Origin of the sequence: Bacillus marinisedimentorum, assembly GCF_001644195.2 — a bacterium.
Taxonomy (GTDB): domain Bacteria; phylum Bacillota; class Bacilli; order Bacillales; family Bacillaceae_O; genus Bacillus_BL; species Bacillus_BL marinisedimentorum.
In genome coordinates this window covers 24000-40333 of the sequence record NZ_LWBL02000045.1, presented here as the reverse complement: position 1 = coordinate 40333, position 16334 = coordinate 24000, and the positions used below count along the sequence as shown (strand labels likewise).

General features: G+C 48.6%; 17 protein-coding genes and 1 pseudogene. 17 read left to right on the top strand and 1 reads right to left on the bottom strand.

Annotated features, from left to right (window positions below; translation table 11 throughout):
* Window positions 1-52 precede the first annotated feature (52 nt).
* From aroC to A4U59_RS13780, 16 genes are all read left to right on the top strand, one after another.
* Window positions 53-1225, top strand: coding sequence for a chorismate synthase (gene aroC / locus A4U59_RS13855; protein WP_070121136.1), 1173 nt, complete (start codon window positions 53-55; stop codon window positions 1223-1225).
* Window position 1226: 1 nt separating this feature from the next.
* Complete coding sequence (gene aroB, locus A4U59_RS13850; protein ID WP_070121135.1) at window positions 1227-2306, top strand: 3-dehydroquinate synthase; 1080 nt, start codon at window positions 1227-1229, stop codon at window positions 2304-2306.
* A 1-nt stretch (window position 2307) separates the two neighbouring features.
* Window positions 2308-2673: a chorismate mutase gene (gene aroH, locus A4U59_RS13845; protein ID WP_070121134.1), complete on the top strand. Its 366-nt coding sequence runs from the start codon at window positions 2308-2310 to the stop codon at window positions 2671-2673.
* A gap of 204 nt (window positions 2674-2877) precedes the next feature.
* A complete protein-coding gene (gene hisC, locus A4U59_RS13840; protein WP_070121133.1) occupies window positions 2878-3984 on the top strand; it encodes a histidinol-phosphate transaminase in 1107 nt (368 codons plus the stop codon).
* Complete coding sequence (locus A4U59_RS13835; protein WP_070121132.1) at window positions 3977-5080, top strand: prephenate dehydrogenase; 1104 nt, start codon at window positions 3977-3979, stop codon at window positions 5078-5080. Before hisC ends, A4U59_RS13835 begins: the two co-directional genes overlap by 8 nt.
* 12 nt (window positions 5081-5092) lie before the next feature.
* Window positions 5093-6385, top strand: a complete 1293-nt coding sequence (gene aroA / locus A4U59_RS13830) for a 3-phosphoshikimate 1-carboxyvinyltransferase (protein ID WP_106406344.1) — start codon at window positions 5093-5095, stop codon at window positions 6383-6385.
* A gap of 264 nt (window positions 6386-6649) precedes the next feature.
* Window positions 6650-7546 carry a hypothetical protein gene (locus A4U59_RS13825; RefSeq protein WP_070121131.1) on the top strand — a complete coding sequence of 299 codons (897 nt, stop codon included), beginning with the start codon at window positions 6650-6652 and terminating at the stop codon, window positions 7544-7546.
* Window positions 7547-7579: 33 nt separating this feature from the next.
* Complete coding sequence (locus tag A4U59_RS13820) at window positions 7580-8848, top strand: tetratricopeptide repeat protein (RefSeq protein WP_070121130.1); 1269 nt, start codon at window positions 7580-7582, stop codon at window positions 8846-8848.
* A 71-nt stretch (window positions 8849-8919) separates the two neighbouring features.
* Window positions 8920-9456 (top strand): ReoY family proteolytic degradation factor, encoded by a 537-nt coding sequence (locus A4U59_RS13815; protein ID WP_070121129.1) that lies wholly within the window; start codon window positions 8920-8922, stop codon window positions 9454-9456.
* 85 nt (window positions 9457-9541) lie between these two features.
* A complete protein-coding gene (locus A4U59_RS13810; RefSeq protein WP_070121128.1) occupies window positions 9542-10018 on the top strand; it encodes a YpiF family protein in 477 nt (158 codons plus the stop codon).
* A 137-nt stretch (window positions 10019-10155) separates the two neighbouring features.
* On the top strand, window positions 10156-10665 hold the full coding sequence (locus A4U59_RS13805) for a QcrA and Rieske domain-containing protein (protein WP_070121127.1): 510 nt from the start codon (window positions 10156-10158) through the stop codon (window positions 10663-10665).
* 6 nt (window positions 10666-10671) lie between these two features.
* Entirely contained in the window at window positions 10672-11346 is a 675-nt protein-coding gene (gene qcrB / locus A4U59_RS13800; RefSeq protein ID WP_070121126.1) for a menaquinol-cytochrome c reductase cytochrome b subunit, read from the top strand.
* Between the two features lie 33 nt (window positions 11347-11379).
* A complete protein-coding gene (locus A4U59_RS13795) occupies window positions 11380-12141 on the top strand; it encodes a menaquinol-cytochrome c reductase cytochrome b/c subunit (protein ID WP_070121125.1) in 762 nt (253 codons plus the stop codon).
* A gap of 152 nt (window positions 12142-12293) precedes the next feature.
* Entirely contained in the window at window positions 12294-12887 is a 594-nt protein-coding gene (lhaT, locus tag A4U59_RS13790; protein ID WP_070121124.1) for a lipoprotein heptaprenylglyceryl N-acetyltransferase LhaT, read from the top strand.
* A gap of 281 nt (window positions 12888-13168) precedes the next feature.
* Window positions 13169-13975 carry a sporulation protein YpjB gene (locus tag A4U59_RS13785; RefSeq protein ID WP_070121123.1) on the top strand — a complete coding sequence of 269 codons (807 nt, stop codon included), beginning with the start codon at window positions 13169-13171 and terminating at the stop codon, window positions 13973-13975.
* Between the two features lie 81 nt (window positions 13976-14056).
* Complete coding sequence (locus A4U59_RS13780; RefSeq protein ID WP_425388907.1) at window positions 14057-14728, top strand: zinc metallopeptidase; 672 nt, start codon at window positions 14057-14059, stop codon at window positions 14726-14728.
* A gap of 231 nt (window positions 14729-14959) precedes the next feature.
* Here the strand turns inward: A4U59_RS13780 and A4U59_RS13775 are convergent, their stop codons facing one another.
* Window positions 14960-15835, bottom strand: a complete 876-nt coding sequence (locus A4U59_RS13775; protein WP_070121121.1) for a YitT family protein — start codon at window positions 15833-15835, stop codon at window positions 14960-14962.
* A 98-nt stretch (window positions 15836-15933) separates the two neighbouring features.
* Between A4U59_RS13775 and A4U59_RS13770 the strand changes: the two are divergent.
* Window positions 15934-16333: pseudogene (locus A4U59_RS13770) on the top strand (nucleotide pyrophosphohydrolase).
* Window position 16334 lies beyond the last annotated feature (1 nt).

Below are 16334 nucleotides of genomic sequence, written 5' to 3'. Positions count from 1 at the left end.
TGCCTTTTTTTCTATATCGGTACATATTAAACAAGCAAAAGGAGTTGGTCGTATGCGTTACATAACAGCCGGAGAATCACATGGCCCCCAGTTGACCGCCATTATTGAAGGATTGCCCTCGCTGATGCCGCTAGCCGAAGAAGATATAAATTACGAATTGCAGCGGAGGCAAAAGGGTTATGGGAGAGGAAGGCGGATGCAGATTGAAAAGGACCAGGCCCGTATCTTGAGCGGTGTCAGGCACGGCCGGACGCTCGGGTCGCCCGTTACGCTTGCCGTCGAAAATAAAGATTGGACCCATTGGACGCATGTCATGGGCGCCGAGCCTATCAGTGAAGAAGAGGAACAGGATGTGAAAAGGAAAATCTCAAGGCCGCGCCCGGGGCACGCCGATTTGAACGGTGCAATCAAATACGGCCACCGCGATTTGCGCAACGTCCTCGAGCGTTCTTCTGCGCGTGAGACAACGGTACGTGTCGCAGCAGGAGCAGCAGCCAAGAAGCTTCTGAAGGAATTGGGGATATCTGTTGCCGGCCATGTCGTGGAAATCGGCGGTGTGAAAGCAGGAGAAGAGGGTGTGCAGTCAATGGATGAAATCCGGGAACGGACAGAAGCATCGCCGGTCCGCTGTCTCGATAAGAAAGCTGAGCAGTCCATGATGGAAGCCATTGATCAAGCGAAAAAAAACGGAGATTCGATCGGCGGCATCGTTGAAGTTATTGTCTCTGGTGTACCGGCAGGAATCGGCAGCTATGTCCATTATGACCGGAAACTTGACGCGAAAATCGCGGCGGCCATTGTAAGTATCAACGCCTTCAAAGGTGTTGAGTTCGGGATTGGCTTTGAAGCGGCCCGCTTGCCGGGCAGCAAGGTGCATGATGAAATCACCTGGAGCGAAGAAGGCGGCTATGAACGGAGCACAAACCGGCTTGGCGGTTTCGAAGGCGGGATGACAACCGGCATGCCGGTTGTTGTACGCGGCGTCATGAAGCCGATTCCGACACTTTATAAGCCTCTGAAAAGTGTCGATATCGAAACGAAGGAACCATTTGAAGCGAGCATTGAACGCTCGGACAGTTGTGCTGTTCCAGCCGCTAGTGTTGTTGCTGAAGCCGTGGTAGCATGGGAGATTGCAGCTGCGATAGTTGACCAGTTTGAAAGCGATAGGATGGATGTGCTGAAAAAGCATATCGATGAAGCGAGGGAGAGGGCGAGAGACTTTTAAAATGGAAAAATTACTGATTGAAACACCTTCGTCAACCTACCCTGTCTATATTGGTGCCGGCATCAGAAGAAACTCAGCCGGCCTGCTCGGGTCCGCTCTTGCCGGCGCTTCCTCTGTGCTGATAATAACTGATGCGAATGTAGCGCCCTTATATTTGGAAGAGGTAAAGGCCAGTTTTTCTTCATATGCAAAGATCCATGTACACATTGTGGATGCAGGAGAACAGGCTAAATCGTTCGAATCCTATTACGGCTGCCTGACCGCAGCCCTTGAAGCCGGTCTGGACCGTAATTCGCTCATCGCGGCTCTTGGAGGCGGTGTGATCGGCGACCTGGCTGGATTTACAGCGGCAACCTTTATGCGAGGTATCCGGTTTGTTCAAATTCCTACGACACTTCTTGCCCATGACAGCGCAGTCGGCGGCAAGACCGGCATTAACCATCCGGCTGGGAAAAACCTGATTGGTGCATTCCATCAGCCGATTGCTGTCGTTTATGATGTCGAAACATTCCGAACGCTTCCGGAACGGGAATGGCTGTCCGGATTCGCCGAAGTCATCAAACACAGCTTGATCGGAAGCAGATCATTTTATGACCATCTCAGAAATCAAATTTCCGATCTCGAAGATTTGAAAAGCGGCGGCCTGGCCTCTATTCTGAAGCAGGCGATCGCGATCAAAGCGGATGTTGTAAGACAGGATGAAAAAGAGCAGGGGGTCCGCGCCTATTTGAATTTTGGCCATACGCTCGGTCATGCAGTCGAAGCTGAATTAGGTTATGGCGGAATGTCTCATGGAGAGGCTGTAGCGATCGGAATGAAATACGCACTTTCATTAAGTAAAACGATAAGGGGGATGGGGACGGAAGCGGATGAAGCCGTGCGCTGGATCGATTCCTTTCCTTTTCCGGAGTTTCCGAAAAGTCTGGATGCCGGAAAAATGATTGATCGGATGAAAAAGGATAAAAAATCGACATCAGGAAATATCAACATGGTCCTGCTTGACGAAATCGCGAAGCCGGTGAAACAGCCGGTTTCGGAAGACGTGCTTTCAGATGCCATCAACAATCTGGGGGAGGAATGACATGATACGGGGAATCAGAGGAGCAGTTACGGTAAAAGAAAACAATGGTGAAGAAATCGTGGAAAACGCCCGGCGCATGCTTGAAGAAGTCATAAAGCAGAACGGGGTGAAGGCGGAAGAAGTCGTGCATGCTGTCTTTTCTGTGACGAATGATTTGAATGCAGAGTTTCCGGCGAGGGCACTTCGCGCCGTCGAAGGCTGGAAATTCGTGCCGGTCATGTGTACAAGAGAAATTCCTGTACCTGGTTCACTGCCTATGTGCATCCGCCTGATGCTGACGGTAGAAACCGAGGCGAAACAGCATGAAATCAATCATGTTTATTTGGAAGGCGCAGTCAACCTGCGCCCTGATTTAACTAAGCAGTGACAATAAGGCTATGTTAAAGTATGTTGTTGATTTTGCCCGGTATGAATGGAGTGCATGAGCAGCGGAAATATGGATCAAACAGGAAAAATGTACATTGGGAAAGTTGCACTTTTTCGCTTTACCATAACAAAGAATGTGCTACAATGAAACGAAAAGCATCCTTCTCGGGCGGTAGATGCGTGAGAAAAGGGAAGGTGGATAACTGTGGAAGTAAAAAGCAGCATTACGAAGTTAAATCCTTATCAGCCCGGTAAATCGGTGAAAGAAGTAAAGGATGAATTAGGGCTCGACACGATCACGAAACTGGCGTCGAATGAAAACCCGTTCGGCTGTTCCAGCTATGCAAGCAGCGCTGTGAAAAAAGCTGCAGACATGCTTGCCGTATATCCGGATGGATCTGCACAGGATCTCCGGAAAAAAGTGTCGTCAAGATTGGGTGTTTCCGAAGGGCAGCTCATTTTCGGAAACGGCTCCGATGAAGTGATTCAAATCGTATGCAGGGCTCTGCTTGACGGCAATTCGAATACGATCACGGCTTCACCGACTTTTCCGCAGTATCGGCATAATGCGGTAATTGAGGGTGCCGAAGTAAGGGAAGTCACGAACGTTGACGGTGAACATGACCTTGATTCGATGGTGGAGGCCGCCGATGCAGAGACGAAAATCATCTGGCTCTGTTCCCCGAATAACCCGACGGGCACTTATATCGGCGAAGAAAAGCTTCAGCGTTTCCTGGAACGGGTTCCTTCTGATATTCTTGTCGTCCTGGATGAGGCGTATTATGAATACGTGACGGCAGAGGATTACCCTGAATCCATCCCGCTGCTTGACAAATACTCGAATCTGATGATTCTCAGGACATTTTCAAAAGCTTACGGACTTGCCGGACTCCGTATCGGCTATGGCGTCGGTAATGAAGAGTTCATCCGCCGGCTTGAGCCGGCAAGGGAGCCGTTCAATGTGAATTCGATCGCTCAGATTGCGGCCGCAGCTTCTCTCGACGATTCAGGCTTCTTGCAGGAAACCAGGGATAAGAACCGGGATGGAATCACGAAACTAGAGGCGTTTTGTAAGCGGGTCGGCCTTGATTACTTTCCGTCTCAGGGGAATTTCGTGCTTGTTGATTTTCACCGGAGCGGTGATGAAGTATTCGATTACCTTCTTAAAAATGGTTTTATCGTCCGTTCTGGATCTAAACTCGGGTATCCCACCAGCGTCCGCATTACAATCGGGGATGAAAAGACGATGGATGATCTGATCAGCGTGCTTGAACCGTTTGTGTTGGAGAAAGCCGGGAACAGCGTTGACTAAAAAGGTACTCATCATCGGATTGGGATTGATAGGCGGATCCATTGCGCTTGCTATTAAAAAAGCGCATCCTGATGCGGATATATGCGGCTATGATGTGAACGAAGAACAGCTGCGGCTTGCTGCTGCGGGCCATGTCATTGACCGTTACGAGATGAGTCTTGACCGGGCTGCCCCGGATTCGGACTTGATCGTCATTTCCGTGCCTGTCTTGCAGACAGAAGAAATTATCGACAGACTTGCCGGCCTGCCTTTGAAAAAAGATGCGCTTATAACGGATGTGGGTAGCACGAAACAGCGCATAATGGAGCAGGCGGCTATTTTCGAAGATAAAGCGGTCTTTTTTGTCGGCGGTCATCCTATGGCAGGCTCACATAAAAGCGGTGTGTCGGCAGCAAGGGCACACTTGTTTGAAAATGCCTATTATATCCTGACCGCTGCTGCGGGCGAGAATGAGTACGTATATGACCGGATGGAAGAATGGCTGAAAGGAACCGGAGCTAAGTTTCTTCGGCTAAATCCGGAGGAACATGACTATGTTGCGGGAGCCATCAGCCATTTCCCGCATATTGTCGCAGCAGGACTCGTTCATCAGATCGAGAAACTGAACGGCCGCAATGCACTCGTAGCCCGGCTTGCAGCTGGCGGATTCCGTGATATCACAAGAATCGCATCAAGCAGCCCGGTCATGTGGAGGGATATCCTTGTACATAACAGAGATGCGCTTCTGTCGATGTTCGAAGATTGGAAACGGGAAATGACAGCTATCGAGAAAATGGTTGCAGAAGGTGACAGCGAGAGTATTCACAATTATTTCAAGGAAGCGAAAGGGTTCCGGGACTCCCTGCCAAGCCGTACCAAGGGAGCGATTCCATCCTATTATGACCTTTATGTGGATGTGCCAGATTACCCGGGGATCATCTCTACGGTGACAGGCATCCTGGCCAGAGAAGAACTGAATATCACCAACTTAAGAATTCTTGAAACGCGTGAAGACATTCTCGGCGTCCTCCGGATAAGTTTCCGGTCAGATGAAGATCGGAGCAGGAGCCAGAAACTGCTCCGGCAAAACGGTTATGATACTTTTATTGAAAGTTGAAGGGGGATAAAATTGAAAGCGATCCGTTTAAAGCCTGCTGAAGCCGGCTTGCATGGAACAATCCATATACCAGGTGATAAATCCATCTCACACCGTGCTGTCATGCTCGGTTCCATTGCCCGGGGGAAAACCGTCATCACAAACTTCCTGGCGGGTGCAGACTGCCTGAGCACGATTTCCTGTTTTCAAAAGATGGGCGTAGACATTCAGCGGTTCGGAGACAGGGTCGAAATTTCCGGTTCCGGCAGAGAAGGCCTAAAAGAACCGGAAGAGGTTCTGGATGTTGGAAACAGCGGTACAACGATAAGGCTGATGCTGGGAATTTTGGCGTCCAGGCCGTTTCATGCCGTTATAACTGGAGATGCGTCAATTGCAGGGAGGCCGATGCGCCGCGTTACCGGTCCGCTTGAACAGATGGGCGCCGTTATAGACGGCAGGAAAAACGGCGGTTTCACCCCCCTTTCCATTAGAGGAGGAAGTTTGAAAGGTCTGAACTACACATCTCCTGTTGCCAGTGCCCAGGTCAAGTCAGCCGTAATGCTGGCCGGACTTGGAGCAGAGGGGGTTACTTCTGTCACGGAGCCGTTCCAGTCCAGGGATCATACCGAACGGATGCTCGCTGCATACGGTGTGAACATAGCGAAAGACGGTTTGACTGTCAAAGTGTCCGGCGGCCAGACGCTGCAGGGAAGAGTGATAAATGTTCCCGGGGACATTTCTTCGGCCGCATTCTTTCTTGGTGCCGGCGCCATCACTCCTGACAGTGAAATCATCTTGAAAAACGTGGGGATTAATCCGACAAGAGCTGGTATTCTTGAAGTTTTGGACAAGATGGGTGCAAACCTCACTGTAACAAATGAACGGTCACAAAATGAAGAGCCCGTTGCAGATCTGCACATCAGGACTTCCGACTTGAAAGCAGTGGAAATCGGCGGTGATCTTGTACCTCGTTTAATCGATGAAATCCCGATGATCGCCCTTCTTGCAACCCAGGCGGACGGTCAAACGGTAATCAAAGACGCATCAGAGCTGAAAGTGAAAGAAACAAACAGGATCGATACCGTTGTAAGTCAGTTGAAAAGGCTCGGTGCAGACATCCGGGCAACCGAAGGCGGAATGGTCATAAACGGTAAAACCCCATTGACAGGTGCTGTTACGGACAGTTTCGGCGACCACCGGATCGGAATGATGAATGCCGTCGCTTCATGTATCGCAGACGGGGTTGTCACAGTCATGAACAGTGATGCCGCCGCTGTCAGTTACCCGGATTTTTATGAAGACTTCGCGTATTTAAAAGGAGAATGATCGGTACAGCTGCAATTTTTGCAGCTGTTTTTTTCGGCAGCATTTCATGTTGTCCGGCTCCAGGCGCCAGCGGCTATCGTCATAAGCGCTGGCCACTTCAAAGCAAAGAGTGCCTTCGGGCAGATACCTCCCGCTTATGAACACACCGCTGAGCAGACGCCTTCCGCCTACCTTTTTTGACCAGAATGATCTAATTCCCTCATAGAATACGGAAAATTCTCATATTTTTTCATTAGGGAAGTGTATTTGGACAAGGAGGGCTATATGGAGATTATTCTGGAAAAGGCAGAAGGTACTGGCAGTGACCGGGGGCTCAGGTGTTTAATCAAAGGTGAGAAAGTGATCATGCGGCGGACCCATGATCTGCGGCTGAATCATTTGAAAGTGGACCTGTCATCTTTTAGGATAGAACCTGGCATCGTATCATATGTTCCGCAAATTAATGAAGGAATGTCACCGACAAGCTTCAAACAGGAACAGGCGTCCTTGATTAAACACGGAGTAACAACTGTCGTCATAACGGCTGAAGTCCGGCGGGAACGGGAATTGGAGAGGGCTGGAAAAATCGCCAGACACCGGATGGTGAACAGTTCGCTCGACTATGTGATCGGTGTGTCGGTCCCATTAAAAACGCTGACACCGTCTTTCATCAGAAACTGCAGGAAAAACGCCATTCCGTTTATCCAGGTTTGCATTCACTCGCATGATGAGATCAATTCGGCAAAATGGGGCTGGATTAAACAAGCGCTTTATCCCAATCCTCCCGCACTTTATCCTCATTTCAAAAACATACCATCAAAGCGGGGCAGGATCAGGATAGAAAAAGAATGGGACAAGCAAATGGACGACCATGGGATAAACGGGAAGCTGCGCCTGCAGGAAGGCCCGCTTCGAAAACCGGTTCTCAAGCAAATCGGAATCTATCCGCATAAAGGGGAATTGATTCAGCAGGCGGATCTGGATTACAATTTATATTATACAGGTGACCCGGTGAAGAACGGGGCTGATGGGGCATCGGAAGCAGACATCCCGGACTCCGTCTCTCCTGATGTCACCTATTTGCGTGGTGTCATGCTTCGAGCTGGACAGGATGTCAGGCTCCGCCCGGGTTACGGAAAGGAACTCACCATTCGGCTGCCGGGGTACTTCGCAAGCTACTGACACGGCAGCATGGACATTGAAAGGAAGTCGGATATGGCACGAATAGAAGAAGCATTGCAATTCATTCAACAGGGGGATGCCGAAAAAGGACTGTTTCTCCTTGAAGAGATCAATAAAAATGGAACCCATGAAGAACAGTATGAAATAGCGAGAACGTATTATGAACTCGGTCTGGCGGATCGGGCAAAAGCGATTGTCGAAAGCTTGCTGCTCCTCTATCCGGATGAAGGTGAATTATATATGTTCTCAGCCGAACTATTGATTGACCTCGAACAGGAAGATGAGGCCCTGGATATGCTGAATGAAGTGAAGGAATCTGATCCTGTATATGTCCAGGCACTGCTTTTGATGGCAGATTTGTATCAGATGCAGGGACTTGACGAAGTGGCAGAGCAGAAGCTGCTCGCCGCCCGTCGGATTATGCCGGACGAGCCGATCATCGATTTCGGACTCGGGGAGTTTTATTTGGCCCAGGGGGATTACCAAAAAAGCATACCCGCTTATCGGAGAGTGCTCGAAAGCCAGGATAAAATCGGCGATGTCAATGTACACCTCCGGCTTGCCGAAGCATTGAGCACCGGCGGGGATTTTGATGAAGCGCTTGCTCATTATGAGAAGGGCCTTGGCGATAAACTCGAAATCAACGCTCTGTTCGGTTATGCGTTCACCGCCTTCCAGGCAGAGCGGTACAGAACAGCTATCCAGAAATTTGAAGAGTTGAAAGACATCGATCCGGCGTATACACCGCTGTATTTATTTCTTGCCAAAGCGTATGAAGAAGAGGGGGCAAATGATGAAGCTTATGAAACAATCAAAGCCGGCCTTGAACAGGATGAGTTCAACAAGGAAATGTATTATTACGCTGCCCAGGCCGCTGTCAGGATGAAGAATCAGCAAGAGGCAGAAACATTCCTGAAACAGGCAATCGCGCTTGATCCGGGCTATACTGATGCGCTGATCATGCTGTCTGACCAGTATTTCAAGGAAGACCGCCATGAAGACGTGATCGATCTGCTCGAGCATGCCGGATCATTCGGCGAAACAGACCCCCGTTTCGAATGGTACCTGGCACGCGCGAAAAATCAGATGGAATATTATGGGGAAGCATTAAACCATTATGAGTCTGCATATACTTTCTTTAAAGAAAACGCATCTTTTTTGGCGGAGTATGGAGCTTTCCTATTGGAAGAAGGGCGCCGCCCCGAAGCGCTGAAAGTGATGAAGAGCGCGTCAGCCATCGATCCGGATAATATGGAAATCCAGGATATTGTCCGCAGGCTGACTGATGAATTAAACAACTGAAGAAAAAGAAGGAATTGCCGGTTGTCCATCGAATTATTATTCTAAGAGGGTTGGACGAGGAGGGAAGAGGAATGACCAGTTCAGTCACCGTGAGTGAAAAGAAGGATTTCATTCGCTGGTTTTTGAATCACCATCAGCTGAAAAAAAGAGAATGTGTGTGGATTTTGAACTACTTAATGAGTCACGAACAGCTTTTGCAGCAAGTTCATTTTGTTGAAGAAGCTCGCTATACACCAAGAGGAATTGTCATGTCAACGGATGATGTGGAAGATGTGCCGTTCCGGTTCTATAAAGAAAACATTATGACTACAGACGTAGAAAAGTCCTTTCACGATATTCGCCTAAACCGGGATGAACCGGTATATATCCAGTTGAATTTTCAAGGAGCCTTCCACTCTCCTCATTACGTACTCGTGTTAGAAGATAACCCTTATGTACCTTCCATAGCTGTCACTACTGAAAAGGACAGGATCGTCGCCGAACAGTTCCTGCAGGAATCAATCAATTCTTTCCGCAAAAAGGAAATTTTGAGAGAAATCGATGATGCACTGGACAAAAATGACCGCGATACGTTTAAAAAGCTGACCAGGGAATTAAGAATGCTTTAAGCCTCCGGATGAAGCCGGGGGTTTGTTTTTTGTCTTTGCACATGGTTAAATGGAGAGGAAATGATGTCAGCAAGGGGCGAATGAAATGAATTGGAACCCGAAAGATGTAGATATGTTTTTGCAGGCGAAGGAGTATGTCGACACAGCAGTCATTCCGCTATTGCCCGTTTCTCTTGGGAAAAGAGCCAGGGAAACAGCGGTGATGGGCGAATTCACTGCAGCACTTGCTGCGGAAGTCGAGCGCGAATACAAGGGACGCATTTTACACATGCCGCCATTCACTTATTTGAGCAGCGAAGGCCGGGAAGAGCTTATGAGCCGTCTTAAAGCATGGGAAGGCGAAACACATGCGGAAGATGTCTCGCACATTTTTTACATAACAGCTGACGGTATGTGGAAGAGTATGGAAGACGAGCTTGCCGGTGATTTGATCTGGGTCCCATCAGTGGATCTCGGGTCAATTGAAGGAGCGGCCGCCCGTCAGCTTTTAACCGGGCAGGCCGCACAACTGCAGCAGCTCATCAGGGACACGTGGAAAGAAAAGGAAACATCTTCAAATTAATGGTTTCCATCGTTAACGGCATGATAATATTATTGACCGATAACAAATATTGCGCTATCATAGGTATGTCCTAGTTATATGTGTGTTGTTGAACAGTGTCCGACCGGACTTATTTCAGCAATAGAGGGGGGAAAACCATGAGCGAAAAACAGCATCGGGTATCGAGACGCCAATTCCTGAACTACACGCTGACAGGTGTGGGCGGTTTCATGGCTGCCGGTATGTTAATGCCGATGGTCCGTTTTGCCGTTGACCCTGTTTTGAAAAAGGGAGAAGGCGGCGATATGGTTGCGGTGATGGACGTGGAAAAGATCACCACCGAGCCGCAGCGTGTCGATTTTAAAGTGGAACAGGTCGATGGATGGTATGAATCTGAAGAACCGAAATCCGCATGGGTGTTCAAGCAGGAAAACGGTGATATCCTGGCGTTATCTCCGGTCTGTAAACACCTTGGCTGTACGGTCGACTGGAATACGGATCCTGCCAATCCAAATATGTTCTTCTGTCCGTGCCACTACGGCCTATATGAAAAGAACGGCGACAACGTGCCTGGCACTCCGCCTCTGCAGCCGCTGGATATTTTTGAAATGAAGGTACAAGACGGCAAACTTTATCTTGGTCAACCAAAAGAACGAGAGGAGGTGTAATGCACAATGCTTACAAAGATCTATGATTGGGTTGATGAACGGCTTGACATTACACCGCTATGGCGTGACATTGCCGATCATGAAGTGCCTGAGCACGTCAATCCAGCCCATCACTTTTCCGCATTCGTATATTGCTTTGGCGGGCTGACCTTTTTCATTACGGTTATTCAAATTTTATCAGGTATGTTTTTGACCATGTATTATGTGCCGGATATCAAAAATGCTTGGGAATCCGTATATTACCTTCAAAATGAAGTCGCATTCGGGGTAATCGTCCGCGGAATGCACCATTGGGGCGCGAGTCTAGTCATTGTCATGATGTTTTTACATACACTGCGCGTCTTTTTCCAGGGAGCGTATAAAAAGCCGAGGGAGCTTAACTGGGTTGTAGGGGTGCTTATTTTCTTTGTTATGCTTGGCCTTGGGTTCACAGGTTACCTCCTGCCATGGGATATGAAAGCGTTGTTTGCGACAAAGGTAGGCCTTCAGATTGCCGAGGCGACTCCTGTAATCGGTACGGCGGTCAAAACGCTGCTTGCAGGTGACGCGACAATTGTCGGCGCCCAGACGCTGACACGTTTCTTCGCGATCCATGTATTCTTCCTGCCGGGAGCTTTGCTGGGCCTGATGGCGGCACATTTCCTGATGATCCGCAAACAGGGCATTTCCGGTCCGCTATAAGAATCGGTTTTCAATCATAAAGGAGGGAAGAATATGCACCGAGGTAAAGGGATGAAGTTTGTAGGCGATTCCCGTATTCCGGCTGAGCGCAAGCCGAATATCCCGAAGGATTATTCTGAGTATCCCGGGAAAACGGAAGCCTTTTGGCCAAACTTCCTCTTGAAAGAGTGGATGGTTGGCGCTGTATTTTTAATAGGGTATTTAAGTTTGACAGTTGCACACCCGTCGCCGCTGGAACGTGTGGCCGACCCGACGGATACCGGGTACATACCGCTCCCGGACTGGTATTTCCTGTTTCTGTACCAGCTTTTGAAATATGAGTTCGCTGCCGGACCGTATACAATAGTAGGTGCGATTATTATGCCGGGTATCGCTTTTGGTGCCCTTATGCTGGCTCCCTGGCTTGACAGGGGCCCTGAACGGAGGCCGTCCAAACGCCCGGTTGCCGTAAGCTTGATGCTCCTTGGTCTTGTTTCAGTCGTTTTTCTCACATGGGAGTCCGTTGTTACACATGACTGGGAGCAGGCTGAAGCTCAGGGGCAGATCGTCACCGCAGAAATCGATAAAGAATCCGAAGGGTATCAAATATACAGCCAGCAAACATGTTTAGGCTGCCATGGTGATAATCTTGGCGGCGGTGCTGCCGGCCCATCTTTGATCGGTACAGGGCTTAGTCCTGAAGAGATTGCCGATATCGCCGTAAACGGTAAAGGCAGCATGCCTGCAGACCAATTCGAAGGGTCGGAAGAAGACCTGAAGAAACTTTCAGAGTTCATTGCAGGTCTGGAAGAATAAAATGACGCATGATGGAAAAGCTGACTGAAAAAGTCAGCTTTTTCCTTGTTGGGAAACACTGCCGAACATTTTCATGTTTTCATAAGGGATTTTTTTCAGGCGCAATAAAGTTCCTGTTCCATAAAGCAAGTTCAAAATAAAGGAGATTGAAGATGGCATCATACATACAGTTTTTAAGCCGCCGGCCGATCCTGCTCGCCCTGCTGGCGGTGAATATTGCCGGAACGGTATACGGATACATATGGTACGGCTACCAGCTCGCTGATACACCGCCGCTGTTTCTCATATTTGTGCCTGACAGTCCGACGGCAAGCCTGTTTTTTGTCTTCGTACTGGCTGCTTTTTTATTCAAAAAAAATGTTCCGCTTATTGAAGCGCTTGCGATACTGACACTTTTCAAATATGGGATATGGGCCGTGGTCATGAATATTCTCGTCCTGAATGTTTCCGGAAGCCTGCCCTGGGAAGGGTATATGCTGATTGCATCGCACTTCGCAATGGCTGTACAAGGAATCCTGTATGCACCTTTTTACCGGATCAAAATCCCGCATCTGATCATCGCGGCTGTCTGGACTCTCCATAACGATGTGATCGATTATGTTTTCGGGATGATGCCCAGATACAGCAGACTGAGCGAGTTCACGGCTGAAATCGGCTATTTCACATTCTGGCTCAGTATTGCGGCGATCATCATCACTTATTATTTCGGGGTGAGGGAAAACAGGCTTAAACTCAAGTTTCTTTGAAACCGGTTATATTATAGCTTATTGTATATTTAGTGTGTTGTTGATCGGTGCAGAAGGCGGGAGGCTTTTTGAAACTGCATTCGGATTTTTTCGCATGGTGAGTGATGTAACAAAAATGCCCTAAGTAGGAAGCGGATCAGGGGCGGTCCGGGACGCTCCCTGGCCCGGGTGAGACCGATCGCCTGCCGAGATAAAAACAGCAGTATGCAATAGAACGTAAATATGAGGTCTACTCTTGTCCACCTCCTCATACGATGTAGTAATCTGGAGGAGGGACAAGTATGCGAATGATAATAGCGGCCATTATCGTTATTGGATTGATAGCAGGATCATATTCCGCGTTGGCTGCGGCACCGGAAAAGTCCGACGGCATGCAGGCGGAACAGCTCAATAAACTGGCCGACCAGGCCCTAATGCTTGCTAAACAGGAGAGGTACGGGGAAGCGAAGCGAATTCTCGTCCATTTTTCCGCCCGGTTTATGGACGACCCCTCTGCATCCGGCCATTTTGATATGCACGATCTGAAGGTGGCTGTAACTGTCCATCAGCAGGCGGTGGATGCCATGACAAAGGTTCAGTTGCCGCATGAACAAAGGGTCCAGGCTATGACACAGTTCCGTTTTGTAGTCGATGCCCTTTTTTCCGAACATCAGCCGCTCTGGCTGACGATGAAAGGGGTCATCCTTGGCGACTTGCAGGAACTCAAAGCGTCGGCTGCCAGAAAAGATCATCATGAATATCAACAGCGGCTCAACCGCTTTATTGCAGATTATACCGTAATCCATCCCGCTGTTTCCCTGGACCGGCCGGAAGAGGACGTCCAGATGCTGCACTCATATATCGCTCATTTGGATAATGACAGAATGAAGAGTTCATCATATCAGGAAAAACTCAGCACACTTGCTGATCTGGAAGCTTCGCTAAACGGGATTTTTTCTGAGACCGACCTGAACAGTGCAGACCCGTCCTTGTTTGCTGTCATCTATTCCATTGGCGGTGTCATCCTGTCTGCATTATTTTATGCCGGATGGAAAAAATACCGGGCAGAGAGAGAAAAACGCCACTACCGCAGGAAATCAAATGATTGACGGGATTAGAGCCTTACATTAAAATAATATTAAACAAGCTAAGTTATCACACTAAAATAACGGAGGAATGCATAAGTGGGAATGTTCCTGATTTACTTTGCACTGTTGATGATTATCCCTCTTTGGGCTCAGAGCAAAGTGAAAAGTGCTTACCGAAAATATTCTCAAGTACCAAACTCAACTGGAATGACAGGGGCCGAGGTCGCAAGGAAAATTCTTAATGATAACGGCCTCTATGATGTACAAATACGGGAAACCCGGGGAGAACTGTCCGACCATTATGACCCGCGCAATAAAACGGTCAATCTTTCAAGCGCCATATACAGCGGGAGGTCGCTGGCGAGTGCGGCTGTCGCTTCTCACGAAGTCGGCCACGCCCTTCAGGATGCTGAAGACTATGCGTTTATGAGATTCCGGCATACGCTTGTGCCGGTAGCAAATCTCGGGTCGAATTTTTCATTTTTCCTCATTCTTGCCGGCATTATTTTCCAAGCTACCGGAATGATGCTGCTCGGCATCATCTTCATGTCGTTTGCTGTGTTGTTTCAGGTGGTTACGCTGCCAGTTGAATTCAATGCATCAAACCGGGCGATGGAGCAAATTATTTCCGTCGGCGCGATTCGCAACGATGAAGAACGGAACACAAAGAAGGTGCTGAACGCGGCAGCATTGACTTATGTTGCAGCGGCGCTTGTGGCGGTTTTGGAACTGCTCAGATTTGTGCTTATGTTTGTCGGCATGAGCGAAGACTAAGGAGATTCGATTATAAAGCTTACAAAAGCCCCTGTGCAATCAGGGGCTTTTTCAATAGGGAGGAGAATGGTTGTTTAGGGAAGGATAGTGTCCAGCGCCAGGCACCAGCGGCTACGTCATAGACGGTGATCCCTCCTGAAGGGAAACCCGCCTTCCTCCGGGTACCCTTGCTTATGCGTACGCCGCTAAGCGGGCGCCTTGTGCTTTTCTTGTTCAATAATCTGCAGGCACTCAGTGTTCCAGAGGATTTTTGTTTTCATCGAGTGTGAAACCTTCGCCCATGACGTCATGCACATCACCAACTGCAACGAATGCGTGCGGGTCGATGGAATGGATGACATTTTTCAACCTCACAATTTCATTACGCCCGACGACACAGTAGAGTATCTGCCGTTCTTCGCCTGTATAAGTGCCTTTTCCCTGTAAAAGTGTGGCTCCCCTGTCAAGCTCCTTGATGATTTTGGCTGCGATTTCTTCTGTCTTATTGGAGATGATCGTCGCACCCCTGGCTGCGTAAGCGCCTTCCTGCATGAAATCGATGACGCGGGCACCGACAAAAACAGCGACAATCGTATACATTGCCTCACGGTAATCAAGATAGAGGATAAATGAAGCGGCGATGACTCCCAGGTCAAAAAGGAACATCGTCTTACCCATGCTCCATCCGACATATTTATGTACGATTCTTGCGATGATGTCCACACCGCCAGTTGTGCCGCCGAACCGGAAAATGATGCCGAGGCCGATCCCGATGAAAACACCCGCAAACAGGGCGGCAAGTGTCAGGTCATGCTGAAGCGGCATGGAAACGACCTCGTATTTTTGAAATATCCATAGAAAAACAGACACTGAGACCGTTCCGATAATTGTGTAGTAAAATACATTTCGCCCGAGCAATTTCCAGCCGACAAAGAAAAGCGGCGCATTGAGCAGCAGGTTGGAAATAGCAGGGTCGATGCTGAACAAAAAGTATAATAGCAGTGTAATCCCGGTAAAGCCGCCTTCAGCCAGATTGTTTTCCATATTGAAATAAACAAGGCCGAATGAGAGGATTGCAGCTCCTAAAATGATGTATAGAATGTTTCTCACTTTGAGCTTTGGCAGCATGAGTGAACCCCCTTCAGTAATAAAGACATCATTATCAGTTTAAACGTTCCTTTTATAAAAACAAGCCCTGATTTTCATCTCATTGCCTTTCTTCTGATTTGTCAAACGGTTCTGTTTTGGCTAACATTAAAAGGAGACTGCATAGGGGTGAAAAACGTGGCGATAAAATCAATGGAAGATATGCAAAAGGAAGTTGATGAATATATCGGCCAGTTCAAAGAAGGCTATTTCGGTCCGCTGGCCATGACGGCTCGTCTTACAGAAGAAATCGGGGAGCTGGCCCGGGAAGTGAACCATACATACGGGGAAAAGCCTAAAAAAGATAGTGAAGCAGAAAACACGATTGAACAGGAAATGGGCGATGTCCTGTTCGTCTTGATCAGTTTTGCGAACTCACTTGAAATCAATCTGAATGATGCATTTGATATCGTGATGGAAAAATTCAGGACAAGGGATAAAGACCGCTGGACACGACATGATGAAGAAGGAGTCGAATGAC

Bases quoted from the DNA above. Each gene is read 5' to 3' on its own strand.
- A4U59_RS13820 (WP_070121130.1), top strand. From the start codon at position 7,580: ATGGCACGAATAGAAGAAGCATTGCAATTCATTCAACAGGGGGATGCC.
- A4U59_RS13780 (WP_425388907.1), top strand. From the start codon at position 14,057: ATGTTCCTGATTTACTTTGCACTGTTGATGATTATCCCTCTTTGGGCT.
- qcrB (WP_070121126.1), top strand. From the start codon at position 10,672: ATGCTTACAAAGATCTATGATTGGGTTGATGAACGGCTTGACATTACA.
- A4U59_RS13795 (WP_070121125.1), top strand. From the start codon at position 11,380: ATGCACCGAGGTAAAGGGATGAAGTTTGTAGGCGATTCCCGTATTCCG.
- A4U59_RS13785 (WP_070121123.1), top strand. From the start codon at position 13,169: ATGCGAATGATAATAGCGGCCATTATCGTTATTGGATTGATAGCAGGA.
- A4U59_RS13775 (WP_070121121.1), bottom strand. From the start codon at position 15,835: ATGCTGCCAAAGCTCAAAGTGAGAAACATTCTATACATCATTTTAGGA.
- aroC (WP_070121136.1), top strand. From the start codon at position 53: ATGCGTTACATAACAGCCGGAGAATCACATGGCCCCCAGTTGACCGCC.
- A4U59_RS13805 (WP_070121127.1), top strand. From the start codon at position 10,156: ATGAGCGAAAAACAGCATCGGGTATCGAGACGCCAATTCCTGAACTAC.
- lhaT (WP_070121124.1), top strand. From the start codon at position 12,294: ATGGCATCATACATACAGTTTTTAAGCCGCCGGCCGATCCTGCTCGCC.
- A4U59_RS13815 (WP_070121129.1), top strand. From the start codon at position 8,920: ATGACCAGTTCAGTCACCGTGAGTGAAAAGAAGGATTTCATTCGCTGG.
- aroH (WP_070121134.1), top strand. From the start codon at position 2,308: ATGATACGGGGAATCAGAGGAGCAGTTACGGTAAAAGAAAACAATGGT.
- aroB (WP_070121135.1), top strand. From the start codon at position 1,227: ATGGAAAAATTACTGATTGAAACACCTTCGTCAACCTACCCTGTCTAT.
- A4U59_RS13810 (WP_070121128.1), top strand. From the start codon at position 9,542: ATGAATTGGAACCCGAAAGATGTAGATATGTTTTTGCAGGCGAAGGAG.
- A4U59_RS13825 (WP_070121131.1), top strand. From the start codon at position 6,650: ATGGAGATTATTCTGGAAAAGGCAGAAGGTACTGGCAGTGACCGGGGG.